Here is a 15,918-nt window from a genome sequence, read left to right on the forward strand (position 1 = left end):
CGCGGGGTGGAGCAGTTCGGTAGCTCGTCGGGCTCATAACCCGAAGGTCGCAGGTTCAAATCCTGTCCCCGCAACCAAATTATCTTTTATACATACTTGAATATATTATTACTATCCTTAGGCATAGCCTAAGGATTTTTTGTTTGGCTATATTTATAAACACTTGTTTAGGTTATGATATAAGATAGTGATGCAGATTAATCAGGAGGTTTTTTATGTTACAAAGTAATATTCAAACTTATATTGAAAAAGAAATGAACGTTCAAGGTCAATCTTTATCTCTATATCAAGAAGAAAAGGAATATGCGTTGCAAAAAGAGTTGGTGCCGCAAAACCTGATGATAGAAGAAAAAGAGGCATCTTCACGTTTTAAAGATTCTTATATCGAAAGAGTAGATAAAGAAACGGACGAGCTGATCGCAGAAGAATCTCCTCTTTCGTTTTTAGATACTCCTCTTTCTTACTTGAAAGAACACAGAAGTGAATTTCTATATGTAGAATCAAAATGGTTTGAATTTATTAAGCTTGATGGATGTTCTTTTGAAGTGGATGATGTGTTTGGCACATATAAAGTATTAACGGGGTTACATATGCAAAAAAAATTCGGTTCTGTACTAAAACAATTTTTTGCTAAAGAGCTTAATGACGGCCCAACAAGCGTCCAGCTTTTATTTAATGATAAAGATGGATTATGGGATGTGAATATTGAGTTAGATGCTATAAAAGAGTTTGATGAAAAAATGTCAATAGGTGAAGCTCTTGTTCTTACATATCGCTTTTTCTTTCATCTAGTGGAGTATGTAGAGAACGAAAAAGCTTAAAAATGATGATTACTTTTACTATAAAGATGCTGGGACAAAAGCAGTTTAGTTAACGTTGAACACGAACTATCTATCAAAAATAGATAGTTCGTGTTTTTTAATGGTCATGGTGAACGTAGGTTTCAGTAGGAGGTGCTTCTAGCTGTTGGTTGGAGGGCAAGGCTCCATCGCCCGCTCGCGGAAAGCGAAGCCTTGCACGTAAAGCAACAGCGGCGGAACAAGCATCCCAGGTTATTTATCCGGGTTGTTCGTCTTTAGATTGCATTCATTTCGTTATGGCCCAATCTCTTTTTTGATAGGTGATACATAATGAATGCTAAGTGAAGCTGGAAATATATTTACATCTCTATGTTTTTATGGAATGATAAAGAGTATCTTTACATATATGACTGATATGGGTGAAGAACAACTATCAGGAATCTTTCTAGTTTTTTGAGAAAGCAGCCTACATATTAGCTGTTAATAGTACTCCGAGCAAGAAAGCTTCCGTAGGATGAAGTATAATATATACATACAGGAACTATTTTTAACTCTATAAAAAATGTCTGCTGACGTATGGGATTATAAATAAAGAGGGGATGTTCATGTTATTAAGAAAAATAAAGTCTGAAGAATTGGCAGAAGTCTATCAAATGGGATATGCGGCATGGCCTAAAGGCAGGACGTACAAAGAGTATGTTAGAGATAATCAAAAAGAAGAAACATATGGAATTCGGTATGTATATGTAAATGAAGAGAATCAAATTATTGGTTCATTTATTTTGCTTCTTTTACAAACTCCTCGATTAAAGTTTGCTTTGCATGGTATTGGGTCCGTTGTTGTTCATCAGCTTTATCAACGAATGGGGTATGGCCGAGATATGCTTGAAGACTTTTTTAAAAAGATGAAGATAGAGAAGCGCAGCGCTATTTTTATGCTTTATAGCGATATTCTTCCTGAATATTATCATCAGTTTGGGTTTAAGGAGCTCCCTTCTCATTTACAGCGTTATCCTCAATCCATTGCTATGGTAAATTGCAGCGAGTCACAATATGAATACTTAAGTAAGCAATCCATAGAAGACATACCGGCCTATTTTTAAAAGGTATGTCTTTTTTATAGTATTTATCGACACAATCGTTTACAATTTTATGTAAGAGTTTTCTTTATTTGGAGATGAATGATTTTATTTGTCCTCATAACTGTAGGCAAATCGTGCAGTCAATATAAATTTTATTACATAAAACCTTGCTATCATCTTACTAGTAACTCTTATTCATTTCCATACCATACCGATATGTACGTTTGCTGCTAAGTATAACCATATCAATATAAGGAGGAAGCAGGAAGATGAAACGATTATTTATAGCAGGGATGATTTTTATGCTTTTTTTATCTTTAGGTGCTGTATCTTCTTCAGCCGCAGGAAGTTTTACCTCTAAAACATATAACGGAAGAACATACAAACTGTACGTACCTAGCAGTTATCAGGGAGGTGCTGCCTTACCTCTAGTAGTTATGCTACATGGCTGTACTCAAGACCCTGATCAATTTGCAGCAGGAACACAAATGAATGCACTGGCAGAAACAGAGAAGTTCTTTGTCCTCTATCCAGAACAGCCCTCTTCTGCTAATTCAAATAAGTGTTGGAACTGGTTTGATACTGCTCATCAATCAAGGGGAAGCGGTGAACCAGCGTTAATTGCTGGAATGGTTAATCAAATAAAAAGCAGTTATTCAATAGATGCCGACCAAGTCTTTGTTGGAGGGCTATCTGCTGGTGCAGCTATGAGTGTTATTATGGGAGCTACTTATCCAGACATATTTGCGGCTATCAGCGTTGGGGCGGGCTTAGAATATAAAGCAGCCACTAGTGTAACAGGTGCTTATACAGCAATGAGCAGTGGAGGTCCTAATCCTATCCAACAAGGAGATTTAGCCTATTCAGCCATGGGAGAGCATAAGCGAGTGGTTCCGGTTATTTTGTTTCATGGGACAGCTGACTACACTGTTGCGCCTATAAATGCGCATCAAATACTATCGCAATGGGCTCAAACAAATGATAGAGCGTCTGATGGACTGGATAATAACAATATTGATGATACGGCAGATCAAACTTTACCAGGTACAGTATCTGGTGGAAGAAGCTATACGCAATATATTTACAAAGATACAGCAGGAAAAACAGTAATGGAAAAGTACATGATAGAAGGAATGGGGCATGCTTGGTCAGGGGGAAGTACATCCGGTTCTTATACAGATCCTAAAGGGCCAAATGCAACTAAATTAAGTTGGAACTTTTTTAAAAATCATCCGAAGAATGGTGACGCTCCTAATCCAGGAGATATATCCCCGCCGGTTACAGCTGCTTCACCAGCGGGAGGAACGTATGGAAGTTCTGTTTCTGTCACATTATCACCCAATGAACCCGCCACCACTTACTATACATTAGATGGAAGTACACCAACTGTTAATTCTCTAAAGTATTCTGAGCCTATTAGCATCAACTCTAGCAAAACAATAAAATTTTTTAGTGTAGACGCTGCGGGTAATCAAGAGGGAGTAAAGACGGAAGTTTATCAAATTTCTGGAACTTCAGAGAAATCCTCAGTATTTTCTTCGCTTGCTGCTGAAGATGGATTTATCGGAAATTTATCAGCTGACGGTATGAGTAGTTCTATTCATAAAATTGGGGATAAGGGAATGTACAATACCGACACATACCGAACCATTTTATCTTTTGATACAAGCTCTTTACCTGATGATGCAAGTATTACGGATGTATCTTTGAAAATTTATCGCAAATCTTCAACTGGTAATATTTCATCTTTGAAAGGCGATATTAAAAGCGGTGTATTTGGAACTAGCAGTACTTTAGAACAAATAGATTACCAGGCCTCACCATCTATTTCAGCGGCCTTCCAAATGTCAGTGCCTTCACTCGATAATGGATATACAACTATTCAACTTCCTTCCTCACTTTTGGGATATATGAATAGGAACGGCAAAACTCAGTTTCGCTTGTCAAGCTCAGGTTCAGCGGACTTTTTAAGTGACGTAGTTGAAATTTATGGGGGCGACAATCCTGCATATGCTCCAACTTTAACTGTTTCATATAAGTAAAAAAACCTTCTAAAAGCAGTTAGCTTTTAGAAGGTTTTTTTTTGCTGATAAGTTACTTTTATCACCGAATACAACTCCAACTTTTTATAGAGTTTTCTTCAAATTTTGACATGATTTTGATGAAATTTAATCATTATTCAAAAATGAATTGTCAGAAATATTACAAGAAAATGTTTAAAATTAATTAAATCCGTAATAAAAGTAAAATATTCCTGTAATGGAAGTGAAATGAACAGGTGGTATCATTCAGTCATTGAGTAAATAAGGAGGTATTCGGAAAATGAAGAAATTTGTATTTACTCTAGGGACAACGGCAATTCTTTCAGCAGGATTTGTAGGTGCAGCATCTGCCTCTACAAGCGGAACGTATGAAGTACAAAAAGGTGACACTTTATGGAAAATCGCTCAAAATCATAATGTGAGCGTAGACGAGCTAAAAGATGCTAATAACTTAACATCAACACTAATTTATCCAAATCAGACACTAAACTTATCTAGCATAAAAGAAATCGTACATACTGTAAAACGTGGTGACACTTTGTGGTCAATCGGTCAACATTATGGCGTAACAGTAGAAGAAATTAAAGAATGGAACGGTTTAACATCAGACTTAGTTTTCCCTGGAGAACAATTTAAAATTAAAGCGGCACAAGCAGCTCAATCTCAAACAGCTAGTGCGCCAGTAGCAAAGGCAGCTCCACAAGTGCAGCAGTCTCAAACGGCACAAGCTCAGCAAGAACAAGCAGCCCAAGAACAAACACAAAAAGAACAAGAGCAAGCTCAAGTAGCAGCACAAGAGCAAACACAAAAAGAACAAGAGCAAGCTCAAGCAGCAGCACAAGAGCAAGCACAAAAAGAACAAGAGCAAGCTCAAGCAGCAGCACAAGCACAGGCAGCCCAAGAGCAGGCACAAAAAGAACAAGAGCAAGCTCAAGCAGCAGCCCAAGAGCAGGCACAAAAAGAACAAGCAGCTCAACAGCAACAACAACAAGCTCAGCAACAACAGCAACAGCAGTCTCAACAGCAAGCTAGCGGCAAGTCTATGACTGTTGAAGCAACAGCTTATACAGCTAACTGTGCTGGATGCAGTGGTACGACAGCTACTGGAGTAAATTTAAAATCAAATCCAAATCAACGAGTAATTGCGGTTGATCCTAGCGTTATTCCATTAGGTTCAAAAGTATACGTTGAAGGTTATGGTCAAGCTGTAGCGGCAGATACGGGTGGCGCAATTAAAGGAAATCGAATTGACGTATTCGTTTCTTCAGATAGTGCTGCACAAGACTGGGGCAGAAGATCAGTTAAAATTACAGTTATCGACTAATACTAGTCTTATAGAATAGAAGTAAGAAGAGATGTCTTTTAGAAGACATCTCTTTTTTTATGCTTGAAATAAACGTTTGAAAAAAATAGGTCGGGGCATACTGAAATTTATAGTAGGAATTAGTTTGTTATATTAGTAATTATTTCTTAATTTATATACAATGTTTGAGTGTCTTAAAAAGCTTAAATTATGTCAGGAGTATAGAAATATGAAATTTTATAAAAAAATAGCATTACTAATAGTGCTGGGTGTGATCGCAGGATTCTCGTATCTAGGCTATCAGGGATTATTTCGGCACGACGATCATTTGAACACGTCTGATCATAATCCTTTATCTTCTTCTAAACAGAAGCAAAATAGCATAGAAGTTGTTGGGAACCCCGAATCCATTGCCGTGCTAGTAAATAAACAAAATCTTCTTCCTGATCACTATGAACCCGCTGACCTTGTATACCCGGACGTTCGGTTTATATTTAAAGAAAAAATTGAAAAGCGACAAATGCGTACAGAAGCAGCAAAAGCGTTAGAAAGAATGTTTTCAGCTGCTGAACGAGAAGGGATTTACCTAGCCGGTGTTTCCGCTTATCGTTCTCAAATTCGCCAGGAATCTCTTTATCAAGCGTACATAAAGCAAGATGGAGAAGCGGCAGCCAGTCATTATAGCGCCCATCCAGGCAGCAGTGAGCATCAGACTGGTTTAAGTATAGATGTATCAAGCAGCACAGGTAAGTGTGCGGCTCAAGATTGTTTTAAAGATACTCCTGAAGCCAAATGGATTGAAAGAAATTCATATAAATATGGATACATTGTTCGCTATCCAGAGGGAAAGCAGCAGATTACAGGTTATAAATATGAGCCGTGGCATATACGATTTGTCGGAAAAGAACTTGCCTCTAAAGTGTATAAAAAAGGAATTACGTTAGAAGAATATTATAATGACTACATGCAAGTTGATAATCCAGTTCAATAAAAAAGAAGAGTTATATAAACTCTTCTTTTTTTGTATTGCTGGAATATACCCTTACTTTAAAAGTTGGAACGAGGGAAAGATGTAGAGATGAACCACGGGATGCTATATCCTATGCCTTACTAGTAAAAGAGTTAACGCTTATAAATTATAATGAATTTTGTGATAAAGAATACTCATGTTCGTTTTCATTTCCCTTCACATATTCTACAAAAAAGGGAGGTGAAAGAAAATGAGTTTTTACGGAGGTTATGGTTATGGATACGGAGCAGGTCACGGAAGTAGCTTTGCGTTAATCGTTGTGCTATTTATTTTACTAATCATCATCGGTGCTTCATGGGCAGGGCACTATTAATAAGGTGTCCATAAATAAACTCCCTTGAAATAATTCAAGGGAGTTATCTATTTTTATCTATAACTAGGTAACTGTAAGTACGAAGTGCTTACATATCCTTTAAAGCCGTTGTATTCTACAAAAGCCCAATCAAATGAAAGCTTGTTATCTTTTGAGTAGCCCCAAGCTAAGAAGCTGACGCTTTTTCCTTTAGGAACAGTTGTTACAACTTTGTTGCTTGTGCTAGGCCCTGTGCGTAAATTAAGGTTAGCAGCTGTATGAAAAGTAGTAGGGACTTTCATTAAATAGGAAGTACTGATATATCCGGTGCCGCCAATTATTTTAATGGCAGCCCAGTCTGCATTTACAAACTTGACTACTTCAATTTGATCTTTTTTTCTTAATGTATCAAGAATTTTTCCCTGAGTGCTAGGTTTTGAACGTATATTGAGTACGTTTGCTGTCACTTCATATACGCTGAACGGTGCGTTTATTTTTTCTGCTGCACTTGCTGTTTGCTCGTGAGTGAATGGCAGTGTTCCAGATAGAGATGAAAAAGTAAAGCCAGCTGCTAATGCAAAAACCGATATAGATTTTGTAATTGTCTTCATGCGAATATCCAACTCCTTAGTGAAATAGGTTATATCTTTTTCTATAACACTAAGAATAAAGAATACTTGTTTCTAAATTGTTACCAACATGCATCCTAGTTGTAAATTTACGAAAGGTCTGTAAAAAGGTTTATTTCACAGACCTTTTAATAGCGCTATTGTTACTCATCCTCGCGATCTTCCGTTGATTTATGAAAAGAAAAATATACAAAAATTGATAATACTGTCCCATAAATGCTCCACAAAGCTAAAGCAAAAATAAATTCTTTCTGCAGGCAATAAATAATGGTTAAAGCAACTAGTGCAATAAAACTTATTAAAATGGTCTTTTTCATAAGCACCCCGCCTATTTAGTTTAATTACTCTATACGCTTTTTGATCGTGCTTTACCCTATAATTATTCGGTCATTGCGCTAAAGATGAAAGGAAAAAGTTAAACAAAGCCGAACTTATAATAAAAAGAGAGATGCAGGAGGATACGTATGTTAAAACAACATGTACTAGAAGATATACAAAAGCTACAGTCTATTTGCCAACAAGAAGAAAAAATAGAGCTGAAGCTGAATTTTGACATGTTACGAAGTCGAAAACAAAATGAAGTTAACGATTTTTTTTATTATGAAAATAATCAGCTTGTTGGATTTATTGGTCTTTATGGGTTTGGGAATACAGTAGAAATATGCGGAATGGTCGATCCTAGCTATCGCCGAAAAAAGATTTTTTCAAAGCTGTTTTCTCAAGCTTTACATATGTGTAAGAAGCGTGAGTATACAGAGATTTTATTAAATGCTCCTGGCGATTCGATTTCAGGCAGGGAGTTCTTAAAGAAGATTCCATGTTCATTTACTTTTTCGGAATATCAAATGAAGTGGGCGAAAAAAGAATTAGAAGATGATAATCCCTTTGTTACGCTTCGCTCTTCCCAGTCAGATACCGATATGAAAATGGAAATGCAAGTTGATGTGGAATGCTTTGGTATGTCTTTAACAGAAGCAGCTGCTTATTATGAACAAACGAAAACGGAAGAACAGCAAAATCATTTTATCGTAGAGTACAATAGTCAAGCGGTTGGAAAGTTAAGGGTATCTTATGATAAAAGCGAAGCATGGATTTATGGATTTGGTATTTTACCTTCCTATCAAAAATTAGGAATAGGAAAGGCTGCTTTAAAACAAGTCGTTTTACAGCAGCATCAGCTAGGGTATGATGTATTTCTTGAGGTTGAAGCAAAAAACAAACGCGCTTTGCAACTTTACGAAACATGCGGCTTCGATTCATATCACGTGCAGGATTATTACGTATACAGCTTGTAGATAAAAAACACGGAAATCTTAGATTTTCGTGTTTTTTATTTACATATTAGATGATATGTGCTTTTTTGAGTAAATAATGAGAAAGTAGAGAGAAAGTGATATGCCCGTTGATAAAAACAGGGAAGGCCATACAAATAAGATCGGAGCACTGCAAGCAAGGATACACGTAAGAATACCTCCAATAAATGCTTTTCTAAATAATTGATAAGCCGTATACCCCAGGCTAATACTGACAAATACATTGATGAGGCTAAGAAAAATAAACGAAAAAAACAAATTATCTCCCCCCTTGTTTTTAATACACAATAAAAAGGAATATTTCACATGTTTAGTGTAGCAAAAAAGAAAAAACAACAAAATTTGGATCCTAAAGATGAAAAAGGAAGACATCTGTGTTATGTATAGTAAAGTGAATGAGAAGGTTAAAAAAGGGAATGAGTTAATAAAGCGATATAATAGAAAGAAAGGAGTAAAAGGATGGAATTTGCCCATATCTTTACACTAAGTGTATCTGTTGTAACAGCTATTAATATTTTATTAGCCGGTATTCTTATTTTCATTGAACGAAGAGATATAGGATCTACATGGGCGTGGCTTCTTATTTTATTTTTTATACCAATTGTCGGTTTTATTGTATATCTATTCTTTGGAAGACAGCTAAAACAGAAAAACTTTTATAAATTGTCATCTGATGAGCGGGAATATTTAAGATCTTCAGTGGAAGAGCAATTAAAAGAGCTTAAAGCGACCCATGAATATCGAAATGATTTATTAATCCAACATAATAAATTGCTGTTCACTAATTTAAATTCTTCTAAGTCACTTGTGCGCATCGACAACGAAATTGATATCTTCAGTGACGGTAATCAAAAATTTGAGGCATTGTTTGAGGATATTCGAAATGCTAAAAAAGAAATTAATATTCAATATTATATTATTCAACGAGATAATCTTGGGAAAAAATTAAGAGATGAGCTAACAAAAAAAGCAAAAGAAGGCATAAAGGTTCGCGTTCTTTATGATGAAGTAGGATCTAGAAAAATGACGCCATCATTCTTTAAGGAGCTCATTTCATATGGCGGCGAAGCACAGGCATTTTTCCCTTCAATTCTTCGCTTAATTAATTTTCGGATTAACAATCGAAATCATCGAAAGCTTTGTATTATCGATGGTGAAGTAGCATACATAGGAGGATTTAACGTAGGAGATGAATATTTAGGGTTAGATCCAAAAATGGGTTATTGGAGAGACACTCATTTTCGCATTAAAGGAGAGTCAGTGAACGATATTCAAGGGCGATTCATTTTAGATTGGCATCAAGCAACAAAGCAGCCAATTGAACTGGAACAATTTTTGCATCGTACAGAAACTCATTCTGGAACAGTTCCTGTACAAATTGTAGCAAGCGGTCCCAATTCGACTACCCAGCACCTGAAAAACATGTATATCTCATTGATTATGTCGGCCAAAGAAAGTGTATACCTTCAAACGCCTTACTTTATTCCTGACGCAAGCTTTATGGATGCTTGTAAAATTGCTTTATTATCTGGAGTAGAGATTCATATTATGATTCCAAACAAACCTGATCATCCTTTTGTTTATTGGGCTACGTGGTCTCATGTAGGGGAACTGCTGGCATACGGTGCGAATATTTATCTCTATGAAAAAGGCTTTTTGCATGCTAAAACGATTGTAGTAGATAATGAAGTGTCTTCTGTAGGAACGACGAATATCGATCCGCGAAGTTTCAGCCTTAATTTTGAAGTGAATGCAGTTGTATATGACCAGCCTATTTCCAAAAAGTTGCAGAACCTGTTTCTTGAAGATGTGCAATGCAGTTCAAAATTAACGTTTGAACGATATAAAGAGCGCTCTCTTCTTATAAAATTTAAAGAAGCGGTATCTCGCTTACTGTCACCAATTTTATAATAAAAATCATTGATATCATGAAACAGACTTGAATTTTTAGATTCAGGTCTGTTGTTTTATTGGTTTCTCCTTGTAAGGAGAGCTAGAGATAAAGTTAAAAAGTTTTACCAAAAAATCCAAGGGTATTAATACTATAACAAGCTAAAAAATGATAATACCTAGGAGGAATAGAAAATGACAAAAAATGTAGTAGGTACGTATGATTCAGAAGAGGCCGTTATTACAGCGATTCGAAATTTAAAAACACAGGGATATCCGGACAGTGCACTTTCTGTTTTGACAAACAGTGGTCCTCATCATGAAAATACAGAAGTGATTGAGCGTTCTGCAGGAATCGATGTGCAAACAGTTGATACAGATCAACACTCAAAGCACCATCAATCCTTTATGGAGAAAATAAAAAATGCTTTTACTTCGTCTGAAGAAAAAATGGATCAAGATGTTAATCAAATCGAAAATCAATTAACCGAATATGGTGTACCTGCTGCGGAAGCTTCCTCGTATGTATCTGATCTTAAAAACGGAAAAGTTTTGCTGATGGTAGACGCAGTTGAGCATGATAAACACAATTCAGCTCTAGGACAAACCGTGACACCTGCTGAAAAATCAGCTGACCCAATGAATGAAAAAATGTTATACGGCAATCACGAAAATAAAATAAGGTAATGTTGAAGGAACTAAATAAGATAATAAAAGACTGCGTTCTTAAATAAAAGCTAGTTAACGAAAGGAAGGGGACCGATGAGAAATCTAGAAAAAACGGAATATGAACTTGACTATTTAAAACAGCAGCAAGAAGTTAATCAAGAGCTCATCAAAGTTTCACAGTCTCTTGTCGCTACGTTAAAACAGTATGAAGAAGAACCGACCAATACAGAAGTGTTAGCTGTAATCGCTGATTTAGAAGGTCAGCAAGAACAGCTCAAAGCAAAGACCGAAAAGATATCTGAAGAGCTTGCACATTTATAAAGTGAGATAAAAGAAGTTCCTATAAAAGGAACTTCTTTTTATGTTTTATTATACACAGTCTATTGTGAGAGAAAGAGAATCTTATATAACGGGATGTGAACGTTATGGGGGGTAGTGATTTTGTTTTAGATACATATAGATGAGAAGGAACGCGATAAGACATTATATAAAAATGGGAAAAAGGAAGAACGGTCATTCGCTCTTCCTCCAGCCGTATTGCTTATGATAGTGATTTAGAAACGTCCGCCGCCAAGTTGCTGTTCAGCCATTTGCACAAGGCGTTTTGTGATTTCTCCGCCTACTGAGCCGTTTGCGCGTGCAGTTGTGTCAGGACCAAGAGTTACGCCAAATTCGCTAGCGATCTCATACTTCATTTGATCGATTGCTTGTTGAGCACCGTGTACTGCTAATTCGTTGCTGCTCTTATTTCTGCTGTTTGCCATCATAATCAACTCCTTTTATAAGGTTAAGATTATGATTTGATTAATAGATAGTTTTTATACATAAAATAAAAAAATTTTTTCAAGGACTTATAGAATATGCTTATTGGAATATAGTTACAAAGTTTTCCACTAGGTAACGGAAAATAATTATGTGTAGAAAGAGAGAGAGGTCACGTAAAATAGAACACAAGTAAGTAAGCGGTTACATATTATTCGAAATAGAATGAGAATGTTAATATTCCTATTCTAATTTAAAAGGAGGAGTCCATCATGTATCAAACATTAAAAAAATATGTACTATTGGCTGTTACATGGAGTCTAGCAATTGGCATTGTACTCTCTTATGAGAAAGAAGCGCTTGCGAAACAGGCGCACGAAAAAGCTACATCTTATCGTACAGTGACAGAGATATATGACTGGGGAGCGGTGATCACAAAAATTATTATTGACTTAGGTGAACCTGTTCCAACCAATTCACTTACAAAAGAAACGTTTAAGGTGCATGTGGCTCGAAGTGATAGTCGATTAAAACCGTCTTTATTGGAACAAGGAGATCGTACAATAAAAAAAGCCTATGTATCCGATAAAGATGGACAACCAGCCGTACATACTGGAAAATATGCAGTTTTAGAAATGGAAGTTGGACCAGCTGTTTCATTAGGAGCACCACTAAATTATGATGAATATGGTACAGGGTTAAATGCATGGATAGACAGTCAATATACCATTACCCAGCAAAAAGATATCGTAACAAAAAAAGGAAAGTTGTCAGGGCTTGTAGTGAAACAGTTTAAGGGAGAGAAAAGAGAGCTCGTAGATGATTTTACCATTCAAAAAGGTATATATCATAATATGGAATTGGCATACGCAAGTTACGCGCCGAAAAAAGATAAGAAAAAGAATCCGTTAATTATTTGGCTGCATGGAGGAGGAGAGGGAGGAACAGATGCAACAATTCCCTTATCTGCCAATAAAGCTGTTAGCTTTGTCACAAATGAAACTCAGGCTTATTTTAAAGGCGCCTACGTTTTAGTACCTCAAGCGCCAACGAAATGGATGGATGGTTATACAGGTGAAGCGGATGGAACTTCGATTTATAAAGAATCACTGATGGCACTAATTCAAGAATATGTTGCTAAAAATCCTGATATTGATCCCAATAGAATCTATATCGGAGGAGCATCTAACGGCGGATATATGACTATGCTTATGATTCGTGATTATCCAAACTATTTTGCAGCAGCATTTCCAGTATGTGAAGGACTAAATGATAGATTAATTACGGATCAAGATCTTGAAAAGATGAAAGAAACGCCTATTTGGTTCGTAGCCGCTAAAAATGATACGGTTCTTCCACCAACGATTAACACTCTTCCAACTTATGAACGTTTGGTGAAAAGCCATGCAAATAATGCTTATTTATCACTATTTGAAGATGTGCATGACACCACGGGTTTATACAAAAATAATGATGGTTCGCCCTATCAGTATAACGGGCATTCATCTTGGATATATCTGTATAATAATGAACCCAACGCTAAAATAAATGGAGCTACAACAACCATAATGGAATGGATGAGCAAGCAATCGTTGAACAACAATTAATCATTTATAAAAAAGCTGTTTCAAGTAGAGCAGCTTTTTTATGTCTCTTTTAAAGCTAAAGCATATATCTAAAATAAACGATTGAATACTTTCGTGATAAAATAAGGAAAGAGATCACGAAGAAAGGAACAGTGAAAGTGAAACCAACCATTTACGATGTTGCGAAAAAAGCAGGGGTATCGATAGCCACTGTATCCAAAGTAATCAATCAGACAGGCCGTATTAGTGAAAAAACGATAAAAAAAGTAAATGAAGTAATGATGGAATTAGATTATCAGCCTAGCAGTGTTGCAGCTGCGTTAACTGGGAAAAAGACATACACAATTGGCGTGCTAGTTCCTGACATCTCTAATCCTTTTTTCGCAGAGGTAGCAAGAGCTTTTGAGAATAGTGCCAGAGCAGCGGGATACACGCTTTTTTTATGCAGTACGGATCATCAAACAGAACGTGAGCATGAATACATAGATCTTTTATTCAAAAAGCAAGTAGATGGAATTATTATCGCAACCGAACTAAATGATACGAAGCTCGTAAAGAAAATTGTGAAGCATGATGTACCACTTGTATTGTTTTCAGTTGATCATCCTTCTATCTCAACGCATGTAGTGACAATTGATAACGTTCGCGGAGGATATATCGCAGGTACGTATTTAATAGAAAAAGGTCATCAATCGGTAACGATTATCACTGAAAAAGATAGAAAAAGCAGTGAGGGGCGATTAGCAGGATTTAAACAAGCGCTCACAGAGGCAAATTTATCACTAGAAAATCAGTCCATTATCAGCTGTTATTCAACAGTAGAAGATAGCAGAAGAGCAAGTAAACAGCTGCTTTCTTTGCCTAATAGGCCGACAGCAGTCTTTGCATGTACGGACTTAATTGGAATATCCCTCATAAATGAGGCAAGAAAGCAGGGGCTTTCAATTCCAGGAGATCTGTCGGTAATTGGATTTGATAATACAATTTATGCCGATATTGCTGAGCCTGGTTTGACAACGATTGAACAACCTATTTCGCAGATGGCAACTAGTACGTTCGAACAGCTGTTAAAGTCTATGAAAAAAGAAGAGCATGCAAAGCAGCGAATAACAATTATTCCAGAACTAGTAGAACGTGCGTCGGTAAAAAAGCTATAAAACAGAGAAAAGAAAAAGCTGCATGTGCCTGGGCACATGCAGCTTTTTTACTTAATAATATTTATAGAGAGACCGGATTTTTGACTTCGTTTATTGTTTCGCCTTTGACTGTTGTTTCTGTTGGAATTGTAAGGAAACCCGTTAAAAAAGCTCCAAAGAAATATAGGCAAGCAAAGATCCAGATTACGCCGCCCGTGCCTAAAAGACCTATGAAAATAGTTACAATTAAAGGGCCTACAAAAGCAGAAAGTCCAGATCCTAAATTCAATACGGACATCGCAGCTCCTTTATTCTCCGGAGCTAAGGAAGGCACTAACGCTGTAAGAGGGACATATCCTGCTAGTGTTGCACCGTAACAGCATGCGACAATCATCATTACCCAATAATTATGTCCTACGAATTGAGGTACATAGTAAAGAGCGAGTGTTACAATTCCGCATCCTACTCCACCAAACCATTTGATTGTATTTACCCAGCCAAATTTATCTCCAACAATACCAAAAATAATATTAAAAGCCATATTCACAAAAAACAGAGTGCCCCAGATTTGAAGCCATTCGCTCATTGTGAAATCGTGTTTCATCATATAGGTTGGCAAGAAGACAACAAATCCAAATTGAGCAGCGGAGTTAATAATCTTTACAACTCCACCGATTCCTACTTTAGGGTTCTCAAATGCAATTGTAATCCCTTTCATTAATTCTTTTGTTTTGTTATCGCTTACTTTTTGAACGGTAAATCTGTCTTTATTCATGATAATTGAAAAGATTCCGCCGATCAAAACAAAAAGTAAACCACTCCACAAGGTAGCAATTTCGCCGATTTTAGGAACCATGTAACTGGAATAAAAAGCTCCGATTACGCTTAAACCAAGCTGGAAGACAAACCAAAACCAGCCTACTGCTTTTGAAAGCATTTCCTGGGGCGTGCGGTAAGACACCCAGACCAAGAATGAGTAAGCAAATAAAGGGTAGCCAAATCCTCTAAGAGCATAACAAATTAATATAATTGTGTAATTCATAATATGAAGTCCTATACCTATAAATCCAATTGAACCAATAATAAAGGATATCAAGCCGAATGCCATTGCTTTTCTAGGACCCCACAGCTGAACCAGTACGCCGGAGAACCAGGAAGAAATAGAGACCGTAATACCGTAAACGGTAAAAAGTAAAGCAGCATGTTCAATGGTTAAACCTCTTTCTACAAGATAAGGAGATAACCATCCTTGTTCTAAGCCATCGCCAATCATAAAAACAATAATACCTATGTATCCCCACGTTAAATGAGAAGGGATCCCAATCCTGTCAAGAGCTGTTTTTCTGGAAATAAATTCATTCATTTTTCCACACCACCAGATCGA

General features: G+C 36.6%; 16 protein-coding genes and 1 tRNA gene. 13 read left to right on the forward strand and 4 right to left on the reverse strand.

Features of this window, described 5'->3' with window-relative positions; genetic code table 11:
* From ACMX9J_RS23480 to ACMX9J_RS23510, 7 genes are all read left to right on the forward strand, one after another.
* Positions 1-77: transfer RNA gene (locus ACMX9J_RS23480), tRNA-Met, on the forward strand.
* A gap of 138 nt (positions 78-215) precedes the next feature.
* Positions 216-821 (forward strand): hypothetical protein, encoded by a 606-nt coding sequence (locus tag ACMX9J_RS23485; RefSeq protein WP_033580913.1) that lies wholly within the window; start codon positions 216-218, stop codon positions 819-821.
* Between the two features lie 584 nt (positions 822-1,405).
* A complete protein-coding gene (locus ACMX9J_RS23490; RefSeq protein WP_013055206.1) occupies positions 1,406-1,903 on the forward strand; it encodes a GNAT family N-acetyltransferase in 498 nt (165 codons plus the stop codon).
* Between the two features lie 248 nt (positions 1,904-2,151).
* Entirely contained in the window at positions 2,152-3,924 is a 1,773-nt protein-coding gene (locus ACMX9J_RS23495; RefSeq protein WP_416226264.1) for a PHB depolymerase family esterase, read from the forward strand.
* A gap of 280 nt (positions 3,925-4,204) precedes the next feature.
* Positions 4,205-5,248, forward strand: coding sequence for a LysM peptidoglycan-binding domain-containing protein (locus ACMX9J_RS23500; protein ID WP_416226265.1), 1,044 nt, complete (start codon positions 4,205-4,207; stop codon positions 5,246-5,248).
* A 208-nt stretch (positions 5,249-5,456) separates the two neighbouring features.
* Complete coding sequence (locus ACMX9J_RS23505; RefSeq protein ID WP_028414360.1) at positions 5,457-6,218, forward strand: M15 family metallopeptidase; 762 nt, start codon at positions 5,457-5,459, stop codon at positions 6,216-6,218.
* A 229-nt stretch (positions 6,219-6,447) separates the two neighbouring features.
* Positions 6,448-6,570, forward strand: coding sequence for a YjcZ family sporulation protein (locus ACMX9J_RS23510; protein WP_074682883.1), 123 nt, complete (start codon positions 6,448-6,450; stop codon positions 6,568-6,570).
* Positions 6,571-6,623: 53 nt separating this feature from the next.
* Here the strand turns inward: ACMX9J_RS23510 and ACMX9J_RS23515 are convergent, their stop codons facing one another.
* Both ACMX9J_RS23515 and ACMX9J_RS23520 read right to left on the reverse strand, forming a co-directional pair.
* Positions 6,624-7,160: an SH3 domain-containing protein gene (locus tag ACMX9J_RS23515; protein ID WP_416226266.1), complete on the reverse strand. Its 537-nt coding sequence runs from the start codon at positions 7,158-7,160 to the stop codon at positions 6,624-6,626.
* Positions 7,161-7,321: 161 nt separating this feature from the next.
* Positions 7,322-7,495: a hypothetical protein gene (locus ACMX9J_RS23520; RefSeq protein ID WP_196299074.1), complete on the reverse strand. Its 174-nt coding sequence runs from the start codon at positions 7,493-7,495 to the stop codon at positions 7,322-7,324.
* A gap of 147 nt (positions 7,496-7,642) precedes the next feature.
* Between ACMX9J_RS23520 and ACMX9J_RS23525 the strand changes: the two genes are divergently transcribed.
* The 4 genes from ACMX9J_RS23525 to ACMX9J_RS23540 all read left to right on the forward strand — a co-directional run bounded on the left by ACMX9J_RS23525 (position 7,643) and on the right by ACMX9J_RS23540 (position 11,371).
* The gene (locus ACMX9J_RS23525; RefSeq protein ID WP_047751708.1) at positions 7,643-8,473 is read left to right on the forward strand and encodes a GNAT family N-acetyltransferase; all 831 of its coding nucleotides are present in this window, start codon (positions 7,643-7,645) and stop codon (positions 8,471-8,473) included.
* 477 nt (positions 8,474-8,950) lie between these two features.
* Complete coding sequence (gene cls / locus ACMX9J_RS23530) at positions 8,951-10,402, forward strand: cardiolipin synthase (RefSeq protein WP_028414357.1); 1,452 nt, start codon at positions 8,951-8,953, stop codon at positions 10,400-10,402.
* 174 nt (positions 10,403-10,576) lie between these two features.
* Positions 10,577-11,068: a general stress protein gene (locus ACMX9J_RS23535; RefSeq protein WP_154990767.1), complete on the forward strand. Its 492-nt coding sequence runs from the start codon at positions 10,577-10,579 to the stop codon at positions 11,066-11,068.
* Positions 11,069-11,143: 75 nt separating this feature from the next.
* Positions 11,144-11,371, forward strand: a complete 228-nt coding sequence (locus ACMX9J_RS23540; RefSeq protein WP_028414355.1) for a hypothetical protein — start codon at positions 11,144-11,146, stop codon at positions 11,369-11,371.
* Between the two features lie 233 nt (positions 11,372-11,604).
* Here the strand turns inward: ACMX9J_RS23540 and ACMX9J_RS23545 are convergent, their stop codons facing one another.
* Complete coding sequence (locus ACMX9J_RS23545) at positions 11,605-11,814, reverse strand: alpha/beta-type small acid-soluble spore protein (RefSeq protein WP_016762907.1); 210 nt, start codon at positions 11,812-11,814, stop codon at positions 11,605-11,607.
* Positions 11,815-12,084: 270 nt separating this feature from the next.
* Between ACMX9J_RS23545 and ACMX9J_RS23550 the strand changes: the two genes are divergently transcribed.
* Together ACMX9J_RS23550 and ACMX9J_RS23555 are read left to right on the forward strand one after the other, a co-directional pair.
* The gene (locus ACMX9J_RS23550) at positions 12,085-13,419 is read left to right on the forward strand and encodes a prolyl oligopeptidase family serine peptidase (RefSeq protein ID WP_033580689.1); all 1,335 of its coding nucleotides are present in this window, start codon (positions 12,085-12,087) and stop codon (positions 13,417-13,419) included.
* Between the two features lie 137 nt (positions 13,420-13,556).
* Positions 13,557-14,555: a LacI family DNA-binding transcriptional regulator gene (locus tag ACMX9J_RS23555; protein WP_028414353.1), complete on the forward strand. Its 999-nt coding sequence runs from the start codon at positions 13,557-13,559 to the stop codon at positions 14,553-14,555.
* A 61-nt stretch (positions 14,556-14,616) separates the two neighbouring features.
* On the opposite strand, the gene ACMX9J_RS23560 is transcribed toward ACMX9J_RS23555, so the two are convergent.
* A complete protein-coding gene (locus ACMX9J_RS23560; protein ID WP_033580688.1) occupies positions 14,617-15,897 on the reverse strand; it encodes an MFS transporter in 1,281 nt (426 codons plus the stop codon).
* Positions 15,898-15,918 lie beyond the last annotated feature (21 nt).

The organism is Priestia sp. RMT2NF4, from assembly GCF_047872835.1.
Classification (GTDB): domain Bacteria; phylum Bacillota; class Bacilli; order Bacillales; family Bacillaceae_H; genus Priestia; species Priestia zanthoxyli.